Source organism: Lentzea sp. NPDC060358 (assembly GCF_042725365.1).
GTDB lineage: Bacteria > Actinomycetota > Actinomycetes > Mycobacteriales > Pseudonocardiaceae > Lentzea.
The window spans coordinates 1-23,180 of record NZ_JBHXCW010000122.1; the positions used below are offsets into that span (position 1 = coordinate 1).

Genomic DNA, 23,180 nt, shown 5'->3' on the forward strand with positions numbered 1-23,180 from the left:
GTCCCGGCCCGCCGTCCTCACGGGACGATGAGCGCCTTCACGACCCGTTGCGCCGCAACGTCGTCCAGCGCGTCCTGGGCGTGGGCGAGGTCGTACTCGCCGCTGATGAGGTCGGTCCACGGGAACCGGCTCGCGTACTTCGCCATCACCTGCACCGAGCGGTAGACGTGCCCGACGTCGCTGCCCCAGCACCCGCGGACGTCGAGGTGCTTCTGGTTGAGGTCGAGGTGCGGGTTGAACGTGGCGTCGCCCGCGTTGGTGTACTGGCCGACCACCACGTACCGGCCGGCGTCCCTGGTGAGGCGCATGCCCTCCGGGACGGCCGCCGGGACGCCGGTCGCCTCGATGGTGACGTCGGCTCCCCTGCCGCCGGTGAGCTCGCGGACGGCCCGCACCCGCTCCTCCGGCGTGGTGGTGGCGATGTCGAGGACGACGTCGGCGCCGAAGTGCCTCGCCGCGGCCAGGCGGACCTCGGGGCCGCCGGCGACGATCACCTGCCCGGCGCCGCGCAGCTGGGCCAGCACTGCGGCGGACAGCCCGACGGGGCCGGCGCCCTGCACGAGGACCGTGTCGCCGAAGCCGACCTCGGCGAGGGTCACGGCGTGCAGCGCGGTCGGCATGCCGCAGCCGGCGGCGAGGAAGGCCCGCCACTCCAGCGCGTCCGGCAGCGGGATGACGTGCACGCCGCGCCGCAGGTGGATGTGCTCCGCCCAGCCGCCGAGCAGGCCGTCGTCGGCGGACAGCGTGACGCCGTAGACCTTGCGGGACGGGCACCGCGTGGTCGCGTGCCCGACCGTGCAGAACCAGCAGCGCCCGCAGTTGCCGTACACGTCGAGGAACGTCACGACCTGGCCGGGCGCGAGCGGGTCGCCGTTCACGTCCAGCACCGGCGCGCCGGGCCCGATCTCGTCGACCACGCCGACGCTCACGTGGCCGGGGATGATCGGGTACGGCACGCCCGCGAGCTGGCCCTTGGCCAGGTGGACGTCCGTGCCGCACACCTCGCTGCCGAGCGTCTTCAGCAGGACGTCGCCCTCCTCCAGGCGCGGTCGTTCGAACGGGCGCACCTCGACCCGTTCGCCGGGAGAGGGCATCACAGCTGCGGAAGTCATCGTCACTCCATCGGTCGGGCCGTGCGAGAAGTATCGACGGCGCCGGTGCGGATCGCCGTGAGGCCCCAGGTCGCGTACGGCACCGTGACCGAGCCGCCCAGCTCGTCGACCGCCGCGCCCACGGCGGCCAGCACCTCCGCCAGCGCGTCCGGCGGCAGCACGGTGAGGCCGCCGGAGGTCGGCACGAGGTCGAGCAGCTCGGCGCGCGTGTAAGCGCGTTCCCAGTCGTGGCGCCACACCTCGGGCTCGCCGAACCCGCCGGCCGCGCGGATGCCGTCCGCGGCCCGGTCGTAGAGCGCCCGGTAGGCGTCGAGGACGGGCACGTCCGGCCCGGCGGCGAACACCGGCGACTCGGGCGCCACCCGCCGGTACGCCGTGAGAAGGGCCTCCGCCACCGCGGGCGGGAGCTGGTGGACGTGCCCGAACGGTGCCAGCACACCCCCCGGCCGCAGGACCCGCGCCGCCTTGGCCGCGCCCGCGACCGGGTCGACCCAGTGCCAGGCCGTGCCGGACACGACCGCGTCGAACGTCCGGCCGGCGGGCTCCCACTCCTCGAACGTCGCGACCTCGACCTCGAGACCGGTCCCCCGCGCGAAGGCGGCCATCCGCTCGTCGGGTTCGACGCCGAGGACCGTGCGGCCGGCGGCGCGGAACTGGCGGGCCTCGATGCCGGTGCCGCAGCCGACGTCGAGGAGGTCCGGTCCGGGAGCGGCGGCCACGACCCGGCCGAGCACCGCGTCCGGGTAGCCGGCGCGGCTGCGGTCGTACCGCTCGGGGTCGACGCCGAACGACTCCGCCACGCGGCGGTGCCGGTGCGGTTCCGGTGCAGGTGGGGGCGTTATGGTGACCATGCGCCCACCCTAGTGGGCAAGTGCCCACTAAGGGCACCGGTGTTCGCTCGAAGCGATGGGAGACCCACTGTGCCCACGGGCGTGGCGCTGCACGATCCGCGGCAGCAGCTGTTCGACGCCGCCGGCCGGGTCCTGGTCCGCGACGGGGCCAGCGAGCTCACCAGCCGGGCCGTCACCGCCGAGGCCGGGGTCGCGAAGGGGGTGCTGCACCGGTACTTCACCGACTTCGACGGCTTCCTCACCGAACTGGTGCTGGACCGCATCGCGCGGGCCGAGGCCAGTCCCCTGCCCGGCGCCGCGGGCACGGGCACCGTGGTGGGCAACCTGACCACCGCGCTGGTCGCGGGCTTCGACCCGGTCGCGATCGCGATCATCGTGCTCGTCATCGCGCGCGACGAGCTGCGCCGGCGGCTCCGCGCGGCGGGCACCGCGCGGCTGCCGCTCGTCGGCGAGGTCACCGCCGTGGTCGCGCGGTACCTGGCCGCCGAGCGCGACCTCGGCCGGATCGCGCCCGACGCCGACGTGGACACGCTCGCGCCCACGCTGATCGGCGCCGCGCACCTGCGGTTCACCGAGCGGAAGGACGACCCCGAGGCGCCGGAGGCGGTGCGCGGCGTCGTGGCGGCGGTGCTCGCCGGCGTGCTCCGGTAGCGCCGGTCAGGAGACGCGCAGGACGAGCTTGCCGGTCCACTCGCGAACGGCGATCAGCTCCACCCCGCCCGCCAGGTCCTCGACGCGGCCGACCGACGTGCGCAGCCGGCCGTCCGCGACCCAGCCCGCCAGCACGGCGAGGTCGCGGTCGAGCCGCCGGTCGGCGTGCAGGAGCAGGAACGTGCGGATGTCGCGCCGCGTCCGGCCCCACTCGCCCAGCAGGAGATCGGGCCCCAGCACCGCGTCGCGGCGGGCAGCCCTGCCGACGCTCACCAGCACCCCGTTGTCGTGCAACATCCCGAAGGCGTCGACGAGCACGTCCCCGCCCACGTTGTCGATCACGCCGTCCACCCGGGACGTCGCCGCCGACGGCCGGTCGACCACCTCGGTCGCGCCCAGCCGCCGCAACCGGCCGGCCTGACCCGGGTCTCTCGTGACCGCCACGACCTCGGCGCCCGCCAGCGCGCCGAGCTGCACGGCGTGCGCGCCCACCGCACCGGTGGCACCGGTGACGAGCAGCCGCCGGCCGAGGACCGGCCCGACCTCGCGCACCGCCCGCAGCGCCGAGCCCGCCGAGACCGGGAGGGTGGCCGCGTCCGTCAGCTCCACCCCGTCCGGCACGGGCGCGAGCCACTCGGTCGGGGCGGCCCGCAGCTCGGCCCACCCGCCGGAGGCCGAGAAGGTCGTCACCCTCGTGCCCCGCGCGGGGCCGCTGCCGTCGGCCGCCTCCCGTTCCACGACACCGGCGGCCTCCCAGCCCACCACCAGCCCGGCGGGCGCCCTGTCGATCTCGCCCAGGTCGCCGGGGTTCACCGACACGGCACTGACGCGGACCAGCGCCTCGTGCGGCGCCGCCACGGGTTCGGGGACGTCGGCGAGCCTCACTCGCCCTGGTGCGCTGTCGTCGACCACGATTGCTCTCATGCCTCCAAAGTGGCACACCGTGTCAACTGACACAACGTGCCATAAGACACGCAATGCCAGTTTTGGTAGGGTGCGGTGGTGGAAGCGATGGGCCTGCGGGAGCGCAAGAAGCTGGAGCGGCGGGACGCGATCGTCGCCGCCACCCTGCAGCTGTGCACGGACAACGGTTTCGACGCCACGACCGTCGACGCCATCGCCGAACGGGCCGACGTCTCGCGCCGCACGTTCTTCCGCTTCTTCCCCGCCAAGGAGAACGCCGTCATCGCGCTGGACGAGGACCTGTTCGCCGCGGCCGTCGGCCTGTTCGAACGCTCCGGGCGCACGGCCACGGCCATCGAGCTCGTCGGCGAGGCGCTGGTGGAGGCCACCACGCTGTTCGACGACGCGTGGCACGCCCGGTTCGTGCTGGGTGCCCGCCTGCACGACGCGGTCCCGCACGTCGAGGCGGTGGGGCTGGAGCTCTGCGCGCGGACCGCGGGCCAGTTCCGCGCCCACCTCCGCCCCCGGCTGGCGCAGACCCCGGACCACGTCCTCGACCTCGCGCTGGAGGCCGCCGTGTCGGGGTGGCGCCTCGCCCGCGCCGAGTGGCTCGGCGCCGCGACCCCCACACCCGCGGCACTGCGCAAGCTGGTGCGCCGCAACGTGAAGGCACTCAGCCAGGCCACGTCACTCGTGGTGACCGCGGCTCCCTGAGGTCAGGACGGACCGGGTTCGGGGTCGAAGGACACCTCGAGGGTGAACCGGCCCTGCTGGGCGCTGTGGCGGTCCCAGTCGAAGACGTTGCGCAGCGTCAGGCTGGGAGTGAGAGCGGTCCGGCCGATCTTCGCGTCGAAGGCGACCACGAGGTCGGCGATCAGGCTGAAGTGCTTGGTCATCTCCTGCCGGAAGTCGATGGTCACGTGGTGGGAGGTGAGCTGGTTGCCGGAGTTCGCGCGCTGGTCGATCAGGGAGAGGACGTCGAGGTCCACCGCGCCTCCGTGGGCGGCGACCGCCTTCCTGGCCGACTCGACGTCCGCCGGGCCTCCCCGCCAGCTGCCGGACGCCTCGATCTTCAGGCTCGACCGGTCGCCGGTCTCCTGCGCGGCGTCGGCCGACACCCGCTGGTCCTCGCTGCCCGGGAGGCCGATGCGCGCGGCGAGGTCGTTGCGCCAGCTGGTCTTCGCGGAGCGCGCCTCGGCCTGTTCGAGCCTCAGCGACGTCGCTCCCAGGTGCTGGCAGACCGCCCGCAGGAGCCGCACCCTGCGCTGCGCCACCCGGTGCGGCGCCTCGGCCACCGGGACGTACCGGCGGGCGTCGTCGGGATCGCGGACGAAGGCGTCGCCGACGCTGAGCTCGAGTCCGTGCAGCTCCGCGAACCGGGTCCACCCGCCGAGCAGCGGCACGGGGACGAGGGTCACCTGGCTGTTCGCGACGAGTTCCGGTTCGTCGTCGGCCACCTGGACGTAGTCGTCGCGCGCGACGACCACCACCCGGTCGGCCAGCCGCTCGGGGACGTACAAGTCAGCCTCCTGCTCCGAGCCGGACCCGGCCCGCCGATGTCCGCCGGCCGATCGAGGGGAACAACCGGCGGTCGGTCGCCGCTCGTCCCCACCTCAGCGCGTCGCCCAGAGCCGCGGGATCGCACTCGGCCGACGCCCGGCGCAGGACCGCGGCGATCTGCCCGGCCATCTCGTCGGCCCAGCTGTCGTCCTCGGGGAAGTCCCGGACCACCACGACCGCACCTTGACGCACGCCGCTCACGTGCCGCAGCCGCCAGGACGTCTCCAGCATGAGCCCGTCCCGGAAGCGGACGGCGTGCCCGAACTGCCGGTGCGCCTGCGCCTTGCGCCTGCCGAACGCGGACAGCACCTCGTGCACCTTCCGGTGGTCCCGGCGCTGCTCGCCGGCCCGCCAGGCGAACGGCGGATCCCCGTTCTCGTACTCGAGGTAGACGAGCAGCAGCGAGGTCACAGCAGGGTCTCCACGACGGCCTCCGCGAACTCGGCCGCGCTGTCCCGCGTCAGCAGGCTGCCCGCCACCACGGAGGTGCGGCCGGCTCCGGTCTTCGACAGCACGGCGGCGAGCTGCTCGGTGACCGCGGCCAGGTACGCCGCCGGGCCGAGCGCCGCGAACCGCGGGTCGAGGTCGGTGTGCGTCACCCCGATGACGACCTTCCCGGCCTTCTCGCAGTGCCGCTTGATCCGGCCGGCGTCGTCCAGGACGCGCACCCACTCGGCGGCGTGCGGCTGCTCGGCCGGCCGCGCCTCCTCCTCGTGCAGGTGGACGGCGTTGACGAGGTAGACGACGGCGGCCGCCGCCTTCACCTCGTCCAGGAACCCGCGCATCGCCTCGTCGAGGCCGGAGACGTCCTTGACGTTCTGGAAGACGAGGTAGCGCTCGATGCCGAGGACCTTGTCCTTGGTCGGCACCTCGAACTCGGCGATCCTGACCGAGCGCAGGGTCCTCAGCGGGTCGTCCTCCCACTCGCCGCGCCAGTGGTTGAGCAGCGTGGTCTTGCCGGTGAGGCTCTGGCCGACGACCATGACGCCGAGCGGCTGGCGGAAATACCGGCGGGTGGCGGCGCCGGCGGCGCCCACCGCGCTCACCAGCGCGGCCACGCCCACGGCGATCAGGGGAAGCGGCATCGGCATCTCTCGCTGGAGGACATCTGCACGCCTCTGTGTCGCCGAATTCCGGGCAATTGTTACGCCAGCTCGTCATTCCACAAAGGACAGAATTCGCGCTATCGGTCTGGCTGACACGCCGAGTCCGCGAACTGCTCGGTCACCTGGCGTTGCGGTACTCACGAGGCGAGACGCCCGCGTGGCGTTGGAAGGCGCGGCTGAAGTCGGCGGGTCGGGAGAAGCCCCAGCGCAGGGCGATCTCGCCGATGGAGAGGTGCCGGAGGCGGGCGTCGGCCAGGTCTCGGCGGGCTCGCTCCAGGCGACGGGTGCGGACGTGAGCGGCGACGCCGACGGGGTGGTGCTGCTGGAAGATGCGATGCAGGTAGCGCGTGGAGATCTGATGAGCGGCGGCGATCGTGGCGGGACGCAACTCCGCGCAGTGCAGGTGCTCCTCGACGAACGTGGTGATGCGCAGGTGGAGAACGTGCGAATAGGAGCGCAGTGGCGGGTGCTTGCGCTCCAGGTGGTGGGCGAGCACCGCGGTGGTCAAGTCCACCGCGACGGCCTCCAGGCGCAGCGCGTCGCGTTCGGTGTAGCGGGCGTGACCATCGGCCAGTGAGCAGAGGAAGGCGGCGAGGACACCGCCGATGCCTTCGGTTCCGGACAGCGGAACAGCACAAAGACCGGCGACCTGATCAACGGGCAGGGGCAGCATCCTCCTGGGGAACTGCAACTGTGCGACATCGACCGCGCCTTCACTGGTGACCACGGCCTCGAACGGCCGGGAGCTGTCGTAGACGACGAGGTCCCCCCGGCGGAGCAGAGCACTGGCGCCGTTCTGCTCCAGCCCCTGCTGACCGGCTCGGGTGAGTGCGACCTGGTAGTACTCCGGGTCGGATCGACGGATCTCCCTCTGCGACCGCTTCGACGTCAGCGACGTGTACGCCATCGACGCGACCTGCGCGTCGCCGAGCGGCGCGGCACGGAGTTCGGCGGTGAACGCCTCGGGTTCCGGACTGCTGATCACTGTCGGAATGAGCGAGGAGGCGGTGGTCTCCTGCCAGGCACTGACGCGCTCCGCCGAGGCGACCGTTGCGCTGTCGAAAACAGTGATCATGACTCCCCCGGCCCCCTTGCCGCATTCCAGGGCGGCAAGACTTTTTGTTGCACTGAGTGCGCATTACTGTACGCGCGCAGCTAACGACAAAACGTCCTTTTGGCTCGAAGCTGAGATGGACGACGCGAGCCGGACGAGGAGCGGTCCAGGCTGCGCAACACGCGATCACGCACGGATGCGCCGTCCATGCCGGAGCCTTGAACGGACAGAGAGAAACAAATCGAAAAAGCGGATTGGAACTTCTACAAGAATCGAGAGGCGCCATGAAAGCCATACGAGCGACGATCGCCGCCGCGGCGACCCTTCTCATGACGTCAGGCGTCATGACCCTCAGCGCCGGATCAGCTTCGGCGCTCCCTTCCCAGTGCAATTCCTACTGGGGCGCGCACCGCACTCAGGCATGGGCCCAGTGCACCGCGGGCACCGGTCAGTACCGGGTCAAGATCATGTGCGACGCGTCGCCGGACTTCCCGTCGTACGGAGCCTGGTACGCGGTGGGCAGCGGCACGCCCAGTCACGCGACCTGCCCCGGCTACGAAGAAGCGGTGGCGAAGTACTACGAGCGTCGTGGATTCGGCCTCTGACAACAACCGTTTCCGGGCCACGCCCGGGACGAACACGAGAACAGGGTGAAAGAATGCGAAAATCGTTCCGGAGATCACTGGTAGCCGCAACCTTGACGGCTGTCATCTCCGCCGCCGGTGCCGTCACGGTTCCAGCTGCGGCCCAAGCGCACCCCGGGTGGGCCGTCTGCAACGAACTGAGCAACGGTCACCTGTGCGCACGCGGCGTCGACGGCGGTCAGTCGACGGACATCATGTACGACAAGACCGGTGGAGGCCAGATCACGGCACGCTTCTACCTGATCTGGAAACTCGACAACTCCAAGGTGTACGACAACGGCTGGTTCACCTTGCGCCGCGGAGTCGCATCGTTCGTCTTCAGCGGCGCCCGGTTCGTGGACTACCGCAGGTGCATGGAGGTCCAGGGGCAGGGGAGCTTCTGCACGTGAGCCGAGCAGCCGTCGCCGGGTCCCACGTCGCGCGGCCGATCATCTCGTGACGTCGGCATCGCGCTGGTGTCGTCGCCGGCGTTGCGGTTCGAGGCGCCGCACCCCGCGCTGCCAGGTTCGCGCGTCGACCTGGCAGCACGGCCGGCAGTGCCGAAGTGGATCGGCGACGAGCCCCCCGTCCGGCTACCGGCCGCCCCTGCGCAGTCCGGCGAACGTGGCCCGCACGTCGTGCACGAACTGCTCCGGCTGCTCCCAGGCCGCGAAGTGGCCACCGCCGGGCGCCTGTCCGAAGTGGACGAGCCCGGTGAAGCGCTTCTCGGTCCAGCGGCGGGACTTGCGCATGGCGTCGAACGGCGTCATCGTCACGCCGGTCGGCAGGGCGAGCGGGGCGTCCGGCGTGAACGGCGGGCGCCACCCCTCGCGGGCCCACTCCTGGTAGAACCGGGCGGCGGCCGGTGCCGAGCCCGGCAGCCAGTACAGCGAGAGGTTGTCCAGCAGCTCGTCGGTGTCGAAGCTCGCCTCCGCGTCGCCCGGAGTGCCGCCCTGGTCCTGGAAGATCGCGTGGATCCACGCGGCGAGGCCCGCCGGCGAGTCGGCCAGGGAGTAGCCGATCGTCCGGGGCTGGGTGCTCTGCAGGGCCGCGTAGGCGGACTGGTGGCGCTGGTAGTGCGCGGCGGCGTCGAGGGCGGCTTGTTCGGCCTCGTCCGCTTCCGCCACCTCCTGCGGGGTGGGCGCGAACGTCAGCATGTTCAGGTGGATGCCGGCGAGCCCCGCGGCCCCGCGCCGGGCGAGCTCCTCGGTGACCGCGCTGCCGAAGTCGCCGCCCTGCGCGCCCCACCGCGCGTACCCCAGGCGCGCCATCAGGGTCTCCCACGCCGCCGCGGTCCGCCCGATGCCCCAGCCGGGTTCCGCCGGGGCGGCCGAGAACGCGAACCCCGGCAGCACGGGCAGCACCACGTGGAAGGCGTCGCGCGCGTGCCCGCCGTGCACCGTCGGGTCGGTCAGCGGGCCGACCACGTGCCGGAACTCGAGGATCGACCCCGGCCAGCCGTGGGTGAGCACGAGCGGGAACGCGTCCTCGTGGGGCGAGCGGACGTGCGCGAAGTCGACGTCCAGGCCGTCGATCCGGGTGCGGTGCAGGCCCCAGCCGTTCAGCAACCGCTCCGCCGCGCGCCAGTCGTGCCGCGTCCGCCAGTGCTCGGCGAGCGCCCGGATCCGGTCCGCGGACGGTCCCTGGCCCGAGTCGGTGCGCGGACCGCCGGCAGGCCACCGGGTGGCGGCGAGACGCCGACGCAGGTCGTCGAGCTGCTCCTCGGGAACGTCGAGGGTGAAGGGGCGAATGCTGTCCATGGGATCCCTCACGGGTCAGATGAGTACGAGTCCGTACACTTATCAGTACGGTACAGTACACATGTGCAAGCCCGTGGAGGAGCACGCCAGGACCAGATCCTGGCCGTGGTGACCGAGCTGATCGCGGAGATCGGGTACGAGGCGCTGACCACCGACGCCGTCGTCGCGCGCGCCCAGACCTCGAAGACGACGCTCTACCGGTACTGGCCCGGCGGCAAGGCGGACCTGGTGGCGGGAGCCCTGCGCCGGGCGGCCGACTGCGCGCCGTCGACGACCGCCGACGCGGGCAGCCTCACCGGCGACCTGCTGGTCTGCCTGGGCTCGATGGCCGACACGCTCGTCGGCACGCACGGCATCGCGCTGGTCGAGCTGCTGAACCCCGCCCGCCGCGACGAGGCGCTGCGCGAGCAGATGCGCCGCCTGTTCGACTCGTCCTGCCGGGAGAACGCCGCCGCGCTCACCCGGAACGCGGCCGGGCGCGGCACGAGCCTCGACGAGCGGCGGGTCGAACGGGCGCTGGAGGTGGCGTTCGCCTGGACGATGAACCAGCTCGTGTTCGACGGCGTCCCGCCGGCCGCGGACGCCCGCGAGGAGTTCGCCGAGCAGACGCTGGTGCGCCTGATCGAGGCGCCGTAGGCACTGCCGGGCCCACAACAGTCCGAAGAGGACGGTGCGGCCGCGTCAGACCCCGGCGGGGCAGAACTCGTCGTCGGCCGCGGGCACGGCACGGCGGTCCGCGGCCGTGTGCGCCAGCACCACGGCGGCCTTCTCGGGCGCGAGGAAGCGCAGCCCCATGAAGTTGTCGCCGGCCGAGAACCCCGGCAGCGCCCAGATCTCCTCGTACGGCAGGTGCACCGGCCAGTACCGGCGGAAGCTGTAGACGTTGCTCCACAGGCACTTCGCCGGGTCCGGCCGCCACAGGCGGCGGGCGAAGGCCGGGTCGCGGAACGAGTGCCCGACCTCGCCGATGGCCAGCACGTGCCTGCGCCCGGTGAGCAGCGCGACGTCGCCGGCGCCGACGCCGTCCATGCGCCGGTCGTGCTTGTCCGTGGCGCCCCAGAACCGCGCGCGGCCGCTCGGGTGCGCGGCGTTCAGGCGGTCCAGGTCCCCGGGTCCCAGGCCCATCCCGCGGAACGGGACCGCGCGGGCCAGCGAGTCCGCCCAGTGCCTGCGCGCCGCGGGTGTGCCGTACGAGGGTTGGATGAAGACCTGCGCCACGGCCGACACGCTACCGGTGGCTCAGTTCGCGGGATCGTCCTCGGCCGCGTAGTCGCGCAGCGCGTCGGTCAGCTCGGCGAGGAACCCGAGCACCGTCGCCACCTGGTCGTCGTCGAGGCGCCCGGAGATCGCGGCGACGTCGTGCAGCAACGGGGTGAGCGCCTGCCGCACCTCGTCCCGCGCGTGGTCGGTGGCGCCGAGCACGACCCGGCGCCCGTCCTGCGGGTCGCGCGCGCGGGTGAGGTGGCCGGCGCCGACCAGGCGGTCGACCAGGACCGTCGCGGACGCCGAGCGGATGCCGAGGCGGTCGCCGAGCTCGACCGGGCCGATCGGGGCCTCGGCGGAGACCACGTGGTCGACGGCCTGCACGTCGGTGATGCGGACGCCGAGCCGGCGGGCCATCGCGGCCTGCATCTCCCGGCCCGCCTGCAGCACCCGCCGCACCGCCAGGCCGACCTCACGCGTCCGGTCGTGGTCCACGACGTCATAGTAGCTAGATTTTCTAGTTGGTCGTATGGTCGAGGAGTGACTAGAAGTTCTAGCGAGCTCAACGCGCAGATGATCACGCAGATCATCGGGAACCCCGCGCAGCCCGTCTCCGACGACGGCTACGCGTTGCGAGTCGTGGAAACGCGCGGACGTGTCTCGGGCGAGGCGCACCGCACGCCGCTCGGCCTCACCCAGGTCGGCGGCCGCCAGTACCTCGTCTGCCCCGACCGGCGGCGCGACTGGGTGCGCAACCTCCGCGCGCACGCGGGCTGCACGCTGCTGGCCGGGGGTGAGCAGCAGACGCGGCAGGCCGTCGGGATCGGGGGCGAGGAGGCCGCGCGCGTGGTGTCGGTCTACCTGGCGGCGGTCACGGCGCCGTGGGCGTTGAAGGCCTTCCCCGTGCCACCGGGCGCGTCCACCGCCGAGATCGAGCGCCACCTGGACACCATGGCGGTGTTCCGCCTGGACGGTGGCTCGTGACCGGCTGCGTGATCGCCGGCGGCGGGCCCGGCGGGATGGTGCTCGCGCTCCTGCTGGGGCGGGCGGGCATCCCGGTGACGCTGCTGGAGAAGCACCGCGACTTCGACCGCGACTTCCGCGGCGACTCGCTGCACCCGTACACGCTCGAACTGCTCGACGAACTGGGTCTCGCCGAGCCGCTGCTCGCGCTGCCGCACCACAGGGCCCGCTATTTCCGCTTCCACGTGCCGGGCGCGACGATCACCGCGGCGGACTACGGCAAGCTGAGCTCGCCGTTCAACTACGTGGCGCTCATGCCGCAGGCGAGGTTCCTCGGCTTCCTGGCCGAGCAGGTGGCGGCGCTGCCGGGATGCCGCGTCCTGACCGGCTGCACCGTCACAGACCTGCTCATTGCGGAGGACGGTGCGGTGAGCGGGGTCCGCTACCGCGACGACACCGGCCACCACGACCTGCCCGCCGCGCTGGTCGTCGGGTCCGACGGCCGCTTCTCCCGGCTGCGCAAGATCGCGGGGATGCAGGCGCGCTCGCTCGGCGCGACCACGGACCTGCTGTGGTTCCGCCTGCCCCAGCACGACACCGACCCGCCGGACGCCGACGTCGACCTGTTCTTCGGCCGCGACCACTACGTCGGCCTGCTCACCGGCACCGCCGGGTGGCAGGTCGGCTACACCCTGCCCAAGGGCGGCTACCCGGCCGCGCGCGACGCCGGGGTCGAGCCGATCCGCCGGTTCGTGGCCGAGCAGGTGCCGTGGCTCGCCGACCGGGTGCACCTGCTGGAGGACTTCTCCCAGACCACCCTGCTGTCGGTGGACATCTCCCGCGTCGAGCGGTGGTGGCGGCCGGGCCTGCTGCTGATCGGCGACGCCGCCCACGTCATCTCGCCGGTCGGCGGGAACGGCATCCTCATGGCCGTTCAGGACGCCGTCGCCGCCGCGAACCACCTCGTGCCCGCGCTGCGCGCCGGGTCGGCCGTGCCCGGCGAGGTGCTGGCCGCGGTCCAGGCCGAACGCGAGCCCTCGATCGAACGGGTGCAGGCCCAGCAGGTCCGCACCGAGCAGCGCGTCGCCCGGTCCCGCGCAAGGGGGAAGCCGATCTCGCCTCCCGCGCTGCTGCGGTACGTGACGGCGCTGCCGGGTGTGCGGCGGGTCCTGGCCTCGTCCAACGCCTACGGCCCGCGACCGCCCAAGCTGCTGCCGCACACATCAGCCGCTCGGTGACGTCAGCCGGCCGCAGGGATGTCAGCTGCCCGGGGACGCGGCCGACGGCTGGGTGTTCCAGCTGTCGGCGTCGGCGGGCTTGCCGAACAGGTACCCCTGCGCGTAGGTGCACCCCGCGTCGCGCAGCCAGTCCGCCTGCTCCGGGGTCTCGATGCCCTCGGCCACCGTCCGCGCCCCCAGGACGTCGGCGAGCGCGATGATGCACCGGATCACGCCCTCGGTGCGGCCGTTGCGGCCCAGCGCCCTGGTGAAGGTGCGGTCGATCTTCACGACGTCGAACGGGTAGCGCTGCAGGTAGCTCAGCGACGAGTAGCCGGTGCCGAAGTCGTCCAGCGCCACGCGGACCCCGGCGTCCCGCACGGCCACGAGGCTGCGCATCGCCGGTTCGTCGGCCCAGACGCTCTCCGTGACCTCGACGGTCAGCTTGCCGGGGTCGAGCCCGGTCTTCGCGAGCACGCGTTCCAGCCGCGGCAGGAAGCCGGGGCTCGACAGCTCGCGGGTGGAGGCGTTCACCGTGACGCCCAGCAGGCGCCCCTCGGCGTGCCAGCGCACGGCCTGGCGGCACGCGGCCTCGAGCACCTTCTCACCGAGCGGCACGATGAGCCCGGTCTCCTCGGCCAGGCCGATGAACGCGTCGGGGCTCAGCAGCCCGACGCCGGGACGTTGCCACCGCACCAGCGCCTCCGCGCTCGTCACCGCGCCCGTCGCGAGGTCGACGATCGGCTGGTAGTGCACGACGAGCTGGCCCTCCTCGATGGCGGTGCGCAGGTCGGCCTTGTCGCGCTGCCGCGCGAGCGCCTGCTCCCCCATCTCCCGCTCGAACAGGCGGAAGCGGTTGCCGCCCTCGCGTTTCGCCACGTACATCGCGGTGTCGGCATCGTGCAGCAGATCCGCGGCGCCCGCCCCGGCCTGCGCGACCGCGACGCCGATGCTCGCCCCGAACGGCTCCGGTTCCTCGGTGAGCCTGCGCAGCACGGACTTCGCGAGCCGCACGGTGTCGCGGACGTCGAAACCGGGTGCGAGCACGGCGAACTCGTCGCCGCCGAGCCGTCCCGCGATCGCGTCCACGGTCAGCGCGGACCGCAGCCGCACCGCCACGGCCTTGAGGTACCGGTCGCCCGCCTCGTGCCCGTCGGCGTCGTTGACGTCCTTGAACCTGTCCAGGTCGACGACGAGCAGCCCGACGGCCGGACCGCGGTCCACCGCCTCCCGCACCAGGTGCAGGAAGTGCGCGCGGCTGGTCAGCCCGGTCAGCTCGTCGCGCTCGGCCCGGTCGCGCAGCGCCTCCTCCCACAGCCGGCGCTTGCTCACGTCGACCGCCGCCACGACGGTGTGGCCGGGCCCGTCCTCCTGCTCCACCGGCCCGGTGTGCAGGGCGAGCACCAGGCCGTCGCGCGGTTCCACCTCGACCGGCCCCTCCGCGGACGCGCACCCGTCGCGGCACCGGGTGATCTCGCCGCCGTGCGGGCAGGGCACGGAGCCCGCCCCGGGATCGTCCCAGCCGAGCAGCTCGCGGGCGCGCTGGTTGTGCAGCTGCGGCGTGCCCTCCTCGTCGAGGAGGGCGAGTCCCACGGGCGTCGCCTGCAGCAGGGCGTCCACGGTGCGGCGGGCGGCCTGCTGCGACCGGACGGCGCGCACGGTCTCGTGCAGCGCGAACGTCCCGATCACCAGTCCCAGCAGGGGCATCACCGCGGCCATCACCACGTCGCGGTCGACGCCGCCGGCGCGGGACAGCGACACGGAGAGCCCTCCCAGGTAGCCGGCGAGGCTCGGCAGCGACTTCACCGGGTACCGCCACGGCCCGCTGTGCAACGCGCGCCGGGTCGTCGTGCCGAACAGGTACGCGAGCACCGGCTGCGCGACGGGGAGGATCGCCGCGGCACTCGCCGTGACGACGCCTTCGACGAGCGCGACCGCCCAGCCGTCGTGCCGGGGCCACACCCACCACGACGCCACCAGCAGCGCGGCCGCCGCGGCGAGGGCGAACCGGGCCGGACCGACCCCGGCGACCACGAGGTTCCCGGTCAGCGCCACGCCGCCGAGCAACGCGAAAGCATTGGTGAGCAATCGAACCGCGCGCAGCGGGTCACGGGGAGCACGGCCTGCCGACTCGTCCACCAGCCACGTCCCCGCGGCACTGGAACGGTGCGAACGTGCCACGCCTGATGCCCCCAGGGGTTCGAGGTGAGTCGGCTGTCCAGCTCAACGAAAAATGCACTATGTGCGGAAAATGGGTCACCGTACAACCGCCGTTCGGGTACCGGGACCGCGGCCGTCCCCGCCGGGCCCACCGGTCCCTGCGCGAACGGGACCTCGGGCTCTGGGAACGACTGCTCCGCCCGGCGGAAGGTGGTGGCGTTCCAGCAGCCCGAAGGAGGCACGCGGTGCACCACACCGGCACGACCAGGACCCCGATCGCCCTCACCCGGTACTTCGACGAGGTCGTCGACCGGCTCGCCCGGCAGGGCCTCGACGTGGCCCAGGTGGTCCTGGAGCTCTCGCCGGCCCGGCCCCTGCGCGGCCAGGTCGTCACCGGGCGCGGCCCGGTGCTGCGCTGGCACGAGGACCTCGGCTGGAGCAACGGCGCGGAGTCGGCCGGGCCCGCCGCCCACCCGGCGGAGGTGGCGGGCCTGCTCGACCGGATGTGACGATCCCCGTCCGCACAGGCGCCGTCCACACAGGACTGCCGCCGGGTGGGCTCACCCGGCGGCGGCGAGCACCAGCAGGGCGGTGCGGACGTTCCACTCGGAGCAGCCGACGCGGAACAGGTACGCCTCCAGCGCGCCGTCGCGGTGCGGCAGGACGCCGCAGTTCTCGTCCCCGCCGCAGGTGTCGCCGACGCGCCCGGCGAACTACTCCCCCGGCGTCGTCCCGGCCCCGGCGTCCCAGTCGCCGGCATCCGCGGTTGTCCGCACCGGGTCCGCCGCGCGACGATCACCACCGGCGGTCGGGCAGAGCACCGGGGGTGGTGGCGTGGACAAGGTCAAGGCGGAGTTCGTCGTGCTGGACGACCGGTTCGCCGGGGTCAACGGCGACGAGTGGATCCAGCGGCTGCACACCGGCTGCCGGTGGACGGAGGGGCCCGCCTACTTCCCCGCGGGCCGCTACCTGGTGTTCAGCGACATCCCGAACGACCGCCTGCTGCGCTGGGACGAGCTCACCGGCGTCGTCGGGGTCATGAAGGAGCCCGCCGGGTTCCACAACGGGCACACGGTCGACCGCCGGGGCAGGCTCGTCAGCTGCGAGCAGGGCAACCGGCGGGTGACCCGCACCGAGCACGACGGCTCGACCACCGTGCTCGCCGATACCTACCGCGGCAAGAGGTTCAACAGCCCCAACGACGTCGTCGAGTCCTCGGACGGCGCGATCTGGTTCACCGACCCGAGCTACGGCATCGACAGCGACTACGAGGGCCACCAGGCCGAGAGCGAGATCGGCGCGTGCCACGTCTACCGCGCCGACCCCGCCGACGGCTCCGTCACGATCGTGGCCGACGACTTCAGCCGCCCCAACGGCCTCGCGTTCTCCCTCGACGAGTCGCTGCTCTACATCGCCGACACCCGCCAGGACCCCAGCCACATCAGGGTGTTCCGGGTCGGCGACGGCGGCGCGCTGTCCGGCGGTGAGGTGTTCGCGAGCAGCGACTCGGGCGGGTTCGACGGCCTGCGGGTCGACGCGGCCGGGCGGCTGTGGGCCGCGGCGCACGACGGCCTGCACTGCTTCGCGCCGGACGGCACGCGGATCGGCAAGCTGGCCCTGCCCGAGGTGTGCTCGAACCTGACCTTCGGCGGGCCGCGGCGCAACGACCTGTTCATCACGGCGTCGAGCTCGGTCTACACGCTGCGGATGAACTTCTCCGGCCCGCGGTTCTAGGGCCCGTCCCGCGGGTCCGTTCGAGGAGAGTCACCGGACGTGCCCTGGTCCTCCAGGCTCGCGTCGAACTCGGCCAGCACCGCCTCCGCGACGTGGCGCAGCTTGGTGTTGCTGTGCTGCGACAGCCCGACCAGGTGCTGGAACGCGGTCTCGGCGTCCCAGCGCCGGGTCACCATCAGCACGCCCACGGCCCGGCCGATCTCGCCGCGGGTGGCCACGGCCGTGCGCAGCGACTCGGTCTGCTGCTCGCCCTGCGCGAGCAGCGACTCCCGGAACCGCGACAGCTCCAGGTGGACGCGGACGCGGGCCACCAGTTCGCTGGGGTGGAACGGTTTCACGACGTAGTCGTCGGCGCCGTGCACGAGTCCGTCGACCGCGGACTCCGCGCCCGCGCGGGCGGTCAGCAGGACCACCGGCAGGCGGGCGAGCGCCGGGTCCGCGCGCAGGTCGCGCAGCAGCGCCAAGCCGTCGCGGCCGGGCAGCATCACGTCGGTGAGCACCAGGTCCGGGCGGGTGGCCCGGATGCGGTCCAGCGCCGTCTCGGCCTCCGCCGCCGCGTCGACCGCCCAGCCCTGGCCGGTGAGCAGCCGGACGAGGTAGTCGCGCATGTCCGCGTTGTCCTCGACCAGCACGATCCGCCGTTCGTCACCGGCGGGCGGGCTGCCGGCGGTCCGCGGGGTCGCCGGTTCCCACTGCCGGGCCTCCGCGACGAACGCCGCGCCGAAGCGCGCGACCCGGTCACCGGTCGGGGTGGGCACGTCCGCGGGGACGAACGGGACGGTGACGGTGAACGTGCTGCCCTCGCCCGGCTCGCTGGTGAGCGCGACGCCGCCGCCCATCGCCGCGGCCAGGTCGGCGACCAGGGACAGGCCGATGCCCGCACCCTCGCGGCTGCGGCCGGTGACGCCGCCGACCTGGTGGAAGCGGTCGAAGACGCGGTCCTGCTCGCCGGGGGCGATGCCCACTCCCGTGTCGGCGACGGTCAGCACCACCTTCTCGCCCGCGCGGGCGAGGGTGACGGTCACCGTGCCGGCGTCGGTGAACTTGACCGCGTTGGACACGAGGTTCAGCACGATCCTCGCCCACATCTCCTGGTCGGCGGCGGCCAGGACCGGGTCGGTGCCGACGACCAGGTCCAGGCCGGCGGTCTGCGCGGCGGCGCGGAACATGCTGACGCACTCCGCGGTCAGCTTGCCGAGGTCGGTCGGCTCCGGCCGGGCGTCGAGCCGGCCGGACTGGGCCCTCGCCACGTCGAGGAGGGTGTCCACGAGGCGTTCGAGCCGCAACGCCGCGCGGTGGGCGGCGGCGAGCGTCGCCCGGCGTTCCCGCGGCACCGCCTCGTCGTCGAGCACCTCACCGAGGGGCGCCAGCAGCAGCGTCAGCGGCGTGCGGAACTCGTGGCTGATGTTCTGGAAGAGCCGGTTCTTGGCGTCGTCCAGCTCGGCCAGCGCCTGCGCGCGGGCGCGTTCGGCGGCGTAGGCGTTCACGTCGCCCACGACGGCGGCGACCTTCGCGACGACCAGGTCCACGTAGGTGGCGTAGAGCTCGTCGAAGGCGCGCCGCGGGCTCAGGCCGAGCACCAGCACCCCGCCCTCCGGCAGCGGTGCCACCACCGCGTGGTCCAGGTACCGGGTCTCACCGGACTTCACCGCGAGCTGCACGACCTCGTCCGGCACGTCGACCTCGCCGTTGCCCGCGACCTGCCGGCGGCGGCCGGCGGAGTCGCGCAGCAACGCGCAGACCGCGGGCAGGTCGGCCCGGTTGCCGCCCAGCACCTCCACCGCGGCGCGGCACACGTCGGCCGCCGTGTCCGCCTCGGCGATCGTCACCGTTCCCAGGCCCCGCAACGACTCCAGCCGCCGCTCGCTCAGCACCGCGGCCGTGACGTCCGTCGTGGCCACGAAGATGCCGGCGACGGCGCCGTCCTCGTCCACCACCGGGCTGTAGGAGAACGTCCAGTACGTCTCCTCCAGGTAGCCGTGGCGGCGCAGGAGCAGCATCAGCTCCTGCGAGTACGTCGAGACGCCGGACAGCGCCCGCTCCGCCAGCGGGGCGAGCTCGTCCCACACCTCCGCCCAGCACTCGGTGGCGGGCTGCCCGACCGCGGCCGGGAACTTGTCGCCGAGCACCGGCGTGTACGCGTCGTTGAAGACCTGCACCAGGTCCGGGCCCCACCACAGCAGCATCGGGATCTGCGACGGCATCACCGTGCGCACCGCCGCCCGCAGCTGCGCGGACCACGACTCGACCGGGCCGAGCGCCGTCGCCGCCCAGTCCCGGTCGCGGTGGACGGCACTGGTCGCGTCATCGCCCGTGAAGAGGCTCATGGTCGTCGCCCACCTTCCGCTGCCGCGGCGGAACCGTGCGCGGAGGGGACCGGGCGGGTTCGCAGCCGTCGAGATCGAACGGCTGCCTTCTCAACCCGCCGGAGATCCTAGCGCGGCCGTCCGCGCCGACGCGCGGGCACGGAACCGTCTACTTCAGACAGTGCGGACAGGACCGGAGGCCGTCAGCGGTTCAGGTACGCGGACAGGCCGCCGAGCTCCTCGCCGGCGATGAAGACCGACGGCACGTGGATGAGCACTTCCTCCACGTGGACCGAACACCCCCACGCCGCGTCACCCCACGAGTCGGCGACCTTGAGCTCCGCCGCCGCGGCGCACCCCCTGCGGCCGCCGAGCTGGCAGCGGTCCGGGCGCGGGGCCTGCGCCTGCACGGCCGCGGCGGTGCGCATCTGCGCGGCCAGCTCCGCGGCGGCGTCCGCCCGGCGCTCGGCCTCGGCGCGCAGCTCCCGTTCCGCACGCGCCGTCTCGGCCAGCTCCTCGCGCGCGGCCTCGGCCCGCGCCTCCGCCGCCTGCCGCGCCAGCTCGTTCTGGTGTCGTTCGATCGCCAGCGCCGCGGTGCCCGCGAACACCCGGATGATCGCGAGGTCGATCTCCTGCGGGACCCGCGGAACCCGGTGGTACATGGCGAAGGTGCCGAGCAGGCCGCCGTCGCGCGCGAGGATCGGCGTGGACCAGCAGGCGCCGAGCCCGGCCCGCACGGCCAGGTCGCGGAAGTCGTCCCAGAACGGGTCGGTCGCGATGTCGGTGACGATGACCGGTTCCCGCCGGTGCGCCGCCGTGCCGCAGGAGCCCACGCCCTCGCCGGTGGCGATGCCGTCGATGGCCTCGTTGTAGAAGGCGGGCAGGCTGGGGGCGGCGCCGTGGCGCAGGTGCCGGCCGTCGGCGTCGGCGAGCAGGACGGAGACCAGCAGCTCCTGCGGCACCAGGTCCTCGATGCAGCGGGCCATCCCGTCGAGGACCTCGGCGAGCGGTGCCTGGCGGGCGATCTGCTCCAGCAGCACGCGGTGCTCGGCCATGAGCCGCTGGGAGTGCTTGACCTGCGTGGTCTCCACGCCGATCAGGCGCACCCCGACCACGTCGCCGGCGGCGTCGCGGCGCGGCTCGCAGGTGAGGTCGAAGAACGCCTCCCGCGCGTCCGGGCCCGTGCCCAGCACGACCCGCACGTCGCGGCCGGTGCGGGCCTCGCCGGTGCGGCGGACGTGGTCGAGCAGGCGGGGGAAGTCCTGGTCGTGGCCGCCGGGCAGCACGTCCGCCGCCGCGCGGCCGGTGTGCGCCGGGTCGGCGCCGATGGCGGCGAAGAACGCGGGGTTGGCGCGCTCCAGGACGTGGTCCGGCCCGGAGAAGGTGGCGAAGACGGCGGCGGACTGCCCGAACAGGGCCCGCAGGTCCTCCTCGGCGGCGACGGCACCTGCCACGTGCGATGTTCCCGCTGTTCGCCCGTGCGCGCCCATGGCCGCCCTCTCGCCATGCGTCACCGGCTCGCTGTTCGACCTCGGACGCCGCTTCCTGTCCCCGCCCACCGCGAGTACGGCAGAGAGTACCCGCCCGGGAGGAGGACTCCGGACCGCCGAGGTTTGACGTCACACGAATCGGGGAGCCCCTCTCAGGTGCTCCCGTGCCCGTCCGCGGCGGGCGCGCACAACCGTTGGAGGTAACGACCGTGTCCTTGCGCGCCCTGGCTCTCGTCTGCAGCCTGAAGCCGTCCCCCGCCCCGTCGAGCAGCGACCTCATCGCGGGCCAGCTGCTGGCCGAGCTGAAGAAGCACGGCGTCACCGGCGAGACGGTCCGCGTCGTCGACCACGACGTGAAACCCGGCGTCGAGGCCGACATGGGCGACGGCGACGAGTGGCCCGCCCTGCGCGCGGCGATCGGCGAGGCCGACATCCTGATCATCGCCACCCCCACCTGGATGGGACACGCGTCGAGCGTCGCGCACCGCGTGCTGGAGCGGCTCGACGCCGCGCTGTCGGAGACCGACGACGAGGGCAGGCCCGCGATGGTCGGCAAGGTCGCGCTGGCGGCCGTGGTCGGCAACGAGGACGGCGCCCACAAGATCGTGGCCGACCTCTTCCAGGCGCTCAACGACACCGGCTTCTCCATCCCCGCCCAGGGCTGCACCTACTGGAACGGCCAGGCGATGCGGTCCGTCGACTACAACGACCTCGACGAGACGCCCGACGAGGTGAAGTCCACCAACGCCACCGCGGCGCGCAACGCGGCGCACCTCGCCCGGCTGCTGCGCGCCGAGCAGTACCCGGCCGGGTCCTGACGGGAACCCGTCGCGCCGGGGCGGAAGGCGGGCGCGACACCCGCCTTCCGTCCACAGTGGACTTTTCGGTGGCGCCGGCGGGCGCGATCACGCGGCGGCTCGAAGCGCTTTCCCGGTCCAGTAATGTCCTCCGGGTTCGCCGAGGTGGCTTGAGCAGACAGGTGCGCCTCCACGTGGAACCGCCGTGCAGTGGAGGACCTGGACATGAGTGGCACGAGTGCGCCGGCCGAACCCGTGGCCGGTCAGGACGCCGCGCGAAGAGCGGCGGGCCAGCCGGAGCTGCGGCAGCTGCTCGCGGGGCTCACGGCGGTGCGCGACGGCGACTTCGGCATCCGCCTGCCCGACGACTCCGACGGGCTGCTCGGCGAGATCGCCACGGTCTTCAACGGCATGGTCGACCAGCTCTCGCTGTTCACCTCCGAGGTCACCCGCGTCGCGCGCGAGGTCGGCACGGACGGGCGGCTGGGCGGCCAGGCCGAGGTGCCGGGGGTGTCGGGCACCTGGAAGGACCTCACCGACTCGGTGAACGCCATGGCGGGCAACCTGACGAGCCAGGTCCGCGACATCGCCCAGGTGGCCACCGCGGTCGCGCGGGGCGACCTGAGCCAGAAGATCGACGTCGACGCGCGCGGCGAGATCCTCGAGCTGAAGAACACCGTGAACACGATGGTCGACCAGCTGTCGTCGTTCGCCGACGAGGTCACCCGCGTCGCGCGCGAGGTGGGCAGCGAGGGCCGGCTCGGCGGCCAGGCCGAGGTGCCCGGCGTCGGCGGGGTGTGGCTCGACCTCACGAACTCCGTGAACTTCATGGCGGGCAACCTGACCGACCAGGTCCGCAACATCGCCCAGGTCACCACCGCCGTCGCGCGCGGCGACCTGAGCCAGAAGATCACCGTGACCGCCCGCGGCGAGATCCTCGAACTGAAGAACACCATCAACACGATGGTCGACCAGCTCAGCTCGTTCGCCGACGAGGTCACCCGCGTCTCCCGCGAGGTCGGCACCGACGGGCGCCTGGGCGGCCAGGCCGATGTCAAGGGCGTGTCCGGCACGTGGAAGGACCTCACCGAGTCCGTCAACGTCATGGCGGACAACCTGACCGCGCAGGTGCGGTCGATCGCGCAGGTGACGACGGCGGTGGCGCGGGGCGACCTGAGCCAGAAGATCCGGGTCGACGCGCGCGGCGAGATCCTGGAGCTCAAGGAGACCATCAACACGATGGTCGACCAGCTGTCCGGCTTCGCCGACGAGGTCACGCGCGTGTCGCGGGAGGTCGGCACCGAGGGCAACCTGGGCGGCCAGGCGACCGTGCGCGGCGTCTCCGGCACGTGGAAGCACTTGACGGACAACGTGAACGTCATGGCCTCCAACCTCACCAACCAGGTGCGGTCGATCGCGCAGGTCGCCACGGCGGTCGCCCGCGGCGACCTGTCGCAGAAGATCACCGTCGAGGCCAAGGGCGAGGTCGCGGCGCTCGCGGGCGTCATCAACACGATGGTCGACACGCTGTCCGCGTTCGCCGACGAGGTCACCCGCGTGGCCCGCGAGGTCGGCACCGAGGGCATGCTCGGCGGCCAAGCGCGCGTGCCGAACGTGGCGGGCACGTGGAAGGACCTGACCGACAACGTCAACTTCATGGCGAACAACCTGACCAACCAGGTCCGCAACC

General features: G+C 73.1%; 24 protein-coding genes. 11 read left to right on the forward strand and 13 right to left on the reverse strand.

The window, feature by feature from the left end:
• Positions 1–17: 17 nt before the first annotated feature.
• A complete protein-coding gene (locus ACFWGZ_RS24140) occupies positions 18–1,112 on the reverse strand; it encodes a zinc-binding dehydrogenase (RefSeq protein ID WP_382453834.1) in 1,095 nt (364 codons plus the stop codon).
• A 2-nt stretch (positions 1,113–1,114) separates the two neighbouring features.
• On the reverse strand, positions 1,115–1,963 hold the full coding sequence (locus tag ACFWGZ_RS24145) for a class I SAM-dependent methyltransferase (RefSeq protein WP_382453835.1): 849 nt from the start codon (positions 1,961–1,963) through the stop codon (positions 1,115–1,117).
• A gap of 69 nt (positions 1,964–2,032) precedes the next feature.
• On the opposite strand from ACFWGZ_RS24145, the gene ACFWGZ_RS24150 reads away from it, so the two are divergent.
• Positions 2,033–2,614, forward strand: coding sequence for a TetR/AcrR family transcriptional regulator (locus ACFWGZ_RS24150; RefSeq protein ID WP_382453836.1), 582 nt, complete (start codon positions 2,033–2,035; stop codon positions 2,612–2,614).
• A 6-nt stretch (positions 2,615–2,620) separates the two neighbouring features.
• On the opposite strand, the gene ACFWGZ_RS24155 is transcribed toward ACFWGZ_RS24150, so the two are convergent.
• Positions 2,621–3,538 carry a zinc-binding dehydrogenase gene (locus ACFWGZ_RS24155; RefSeq protein ID WP_382453837.1) on the reverse strand — a complete coding sequence of 306 codons (918 nt, stop codon included), beginning with the start codon at positions 3,536–3,538 and terminating at the stop codon, positions 2,621–2,623.
• A gap of 87 nt (positions 3,539–3,625) precedes the next feature.
• Here ACFWGZ_RS24155 and ACFWGZ_RS24160 point away from each other — a divergent pair, with 87 nt between their 5' ends.
• Positions 3,626–4,231, forward strand: a complete 606-nt coding sequence (locus ACFWGZ_RS24160) for a TetR/AcrR family transcriptional regulator (RefSeq protein WP_382453857.1) — start codon at positions 3,626–3,628, stop codon at positions 4,229–4,231.
• Between the two features lie 2 nt (positions 4,232–4,233).
• Here ACFWGZ_RS24160 and ACFWGZ_RS24165 read toward each other — a convergent pair whose 3' ends face one another.
• From ACFWGZ_RS24165 to ACFWGZ_RS24180, 4 genes are all read right to left on the reverse strand, one after another.
• Positions 4,234–5,037: a hypothetical protein gene (locus ACFWGZ_RS24165; protein WP_382453838.1), complete on the reverse strand. Its 804-nt coding sequence runs from the start codon at positions 5,035–5,037 to the stop codon at positions 4,234–4,236.
• 1 nt (position 5,038) lies between these two features.
• Positions 5,039–5,488, reverse strand: a complete 450-nt coding sequence (locus ACFWGZ_RS24170; protein ID WP_382453839.1) for a hypothetical protein — start codon at positions 5,486–5,488, stop codon at positions 5,039–5,041.
• Positions 5,485–6,162 carry a hypothetical protein gene (locus ACFWGZ_RS24175; protein ID WP_382453840.1) on the reverse strand — a complete coding sequence of 226 codons (678 nt, stop codon included), beginning with the start codon at positions 6,160–6,162 and terminating at the stop codon, positions 5,485–5,487. The genes ACFWGZ_RS24170 and ACFWGZ_RS24175 overlap by 4 nt, the downstream gene beginning before the upstream one ends.
• A 139-nt stretch (positions 6,163–6,301) precedes the next feature.
• Positions 6,302–7,258, reverse strand: coding sequence for a helix-turn-helix domain-containing protein (locus tag ACFWGZ_RS24180; RefSeq protein ID WP_382453841.1), 957 nt, complete (start codon positions 7,256–7,258; stop codon positions 6,302–6,304).
• Between the two features lie 263 nt (positions 7,259–7,521).
• On the opposite strand from ACFWGZ_RS24180, the gene ACFWGZ_RS24185 reads away from it, so the two are divergent.
• Positions 7,522–7,842, forward strand: a complete 321-nt coding sequence (locus tag ACFWGZ_RS24185) for a hypothetical protein (RefSeq protein ID WP_382453842.1) — start codon at positions 7,522–7,524, stop codon at positions 7,840–7,842.
• A 92-nt stretch (positions 7,843–7,934) separates the two neighbouring features.
• Positions 7,935–8,270, forward strand: a complete 336-nt coding sequence (locus ACFWGZ_RS24190) for a hypothetical protein (RefSeq protein WP_382453843.1) — start codon at positions 7,935–7,937, stop codon at positions 8,268–8,270.
• A gap of 183 nt (positions 8,271–8,453) precedes the next feature.
• On the opposite strand, the gene ACFWGZ_RS24195 is transcribed toward ACFWGZ_RS24190, so the two are convergent.
• Positions 8,454–9,620, reverse strand: a complete 1,167-nt coding sequence (locus ACFWGZ_RS24195; protein ID WP_382453844.1) for an epoxide hydrolase family protein — start codon at positions 9,618–9,620, stop codon at positions 8,454–8,456.
• Positions 9,621–9,683: 63 nt separating this feature from the next.
• Between ACFWGZ_RS24195 and ACFWGZ_RS24200 the strand changes: the two genes are divergently transcribed.
• Positions 9,684–10,256, forward strand: a complete 573-nt coding sequence (locus ACFWGZ_RS24200) for a TetR/AcrR family transcriptional regulator (RefSeq protein ID WP_382453845.1) — start codon at positions 9,684–9,686, stop codon at positions 10,254–10,256.
• Between the two features lie 45 nt (positions 10,257–10,301).
• Here ACFWGZ_RS24200 and ACFWGZ_RS24205 read toward each other — a convergent pair whose 3' ends face one another.
• Positions 10,302–10,838 carry a hypothetical protein gene (locus ACFWGZ_RS24205; protein ID WP_382453846.1) on the reverse strand — a complete coding sequence of 179 codons (537 nt, stop codon included), beginning with the start codon at positions 10,836–10,838 and terminating at the stop codon, positions 10,302–10,304.
• A 21-nt stretch (positions 10,839–10,859) separates the two neighbouring features.
• Positions 10,860–11,318, reverse strand: coding sequence for a MarR family winged helix-turn-helix transcriptional regulator (locus tag ACFWGZ_RS24210; RefSeq protein WP_382453847.1), 459 nt, complete (start codon positions 11,316–11,318; stop codon positions 10,860–10,862).
• Between the two features lie 45 nt (positions 11,319–11,363).
• Here ACFWGZ_RS24210 and ACFWGZ_RS24215 point away from each other — a divergent pair, with 45 nt between their 5' ends.
• On the forward strand, positions 11,364–11,807 hold the full coding sequence (locus tag ACFWGZ_RS24215; RefSeq protein ID WP_382453848.1) for a nitroreductase/quinone reductase family protein: 444 nt from the start codon (positions 11,364–11,366) through the stop codon (positions 11,805–11,807).
• Complete coding sequence (locus tag ACFWGZ_RS24220; protein WP_382453849.1) at positions 11,804–13,024, forward strand: FAD-dependent oxidoreductase; 1,221 nt, start codon at positions 11,804–11,806, stop codon at positions 13,022–13,024. The genes ACFWGZ_RS24215 and ACFWGZ_RS24220 overlap by 4 nt, the downstream gene beginning before the upstream one ends.
• 21 nt (positions 13,025–13,045) lie before the next feature.
• Here ACFWGZ_RS24220 and ACFWGZ_RS24225 read toward each other — a convergent pair whose 3' ends face one another.
• Entirely contained in the window at positions 13,046–15,142 is a 2,097-nt protein-coding gene (locus tag ACFWGZ_RS24225; RefSeq protein WP_382453850.1) for a putative bifunctional diguanylate cyclase/phosphodiesterase, read from the reverse strand.
• A 266-nt stretch (positions 15,143–15,408) separates the two neighbouring features.
• Here ACFWGZ_RS24225 and ACFWGZ_RS24230 point away from each other — a divergent pair, with 266 nt between their 5' ends.
• Both ACFWGZ_RS24230 and ACFWGZ_RS24235 read left to right on the forward strand, forming a co-directional pair.
• Complete coding sequence (locus tag ACFWGZ_RS24230) at positions 15,409–15,672, forward strand: hypothetical protein (RefSeq protein WP_382453851.1); 264 nt, start codon at positions 15,409–15,411, stop codon at positions 15,670–15,672.
• A gap of 325 nt (positions 15,673–15,997) precedes the next feature.
• Positions 15,998–16,897: an SMP-30/gluconolactonase/LRE family protein gene (locus tag ACFWGZ_RS24235; RefSeq protein ID WP_382453852.1), complete on the forward strand. Its 900-nt coding sequence runs from the start codon at positions 15,998–16,000 to the stop codon at positions 16,895–16,897.
• On the opposite strand, the gene ACFWGZ_RS24240 is transcribed toward ACFWGZ_RS24235, so the two are convergent.
• Positions 16,894–19,224, reverse strand: a complete 2,331-nt coding sequence (locus ACFWGZ_RS24240) for an ATP-binding protein (protein ID WP_382453853.1) — start codon at positions 19,222–19,224, stop codon at positions 16,894–16,896. The two genes, ACFWGZ_RS24235 and ACFWGZ_RS24240, sit on opposite strands and share 4 nt — an antisense overlap.
• 182 nt (positions 19,225–19,406) lie before the next feature.
• Positions 19,407–20,657: a GAF domain-containing protein gene (locus tag ACFWGZ_RS24245; protein WP_382453854.1), complete on the reverse strand. Its 1,251-nt coding sequence runs from the start codon at positions 20,655–20,657 to the stop codon at positions 19,407–19,409.
• Positions 20,658–20,902: 245 nt separating this feature from the next.
• Between ACFWGZ_RS24245 and ACFWGZ_RS24250 the strand changes: the two genes are divergently transcribed.
• A complete protein-coding gene (locus ACFWGZ_RS24250) occupies positions 20,903–21,511 on the forward strand; it encodes a flavodoxin family protein (protein ID WP_382453855.1) in 609 nt (202 codons plus the stop codon).
• A 204-nt stretch (positions 21,512–21,715) separates the two neighbouring features.
• A partial coding sequence (locus ACFWGZ_RS24255) for a HAMP domain-containing protein (RefSeq protein WP_382453856.1) occupies positions 21,716–23,180 on the forward strand: 1,465 nt, incomplete at its 3' end.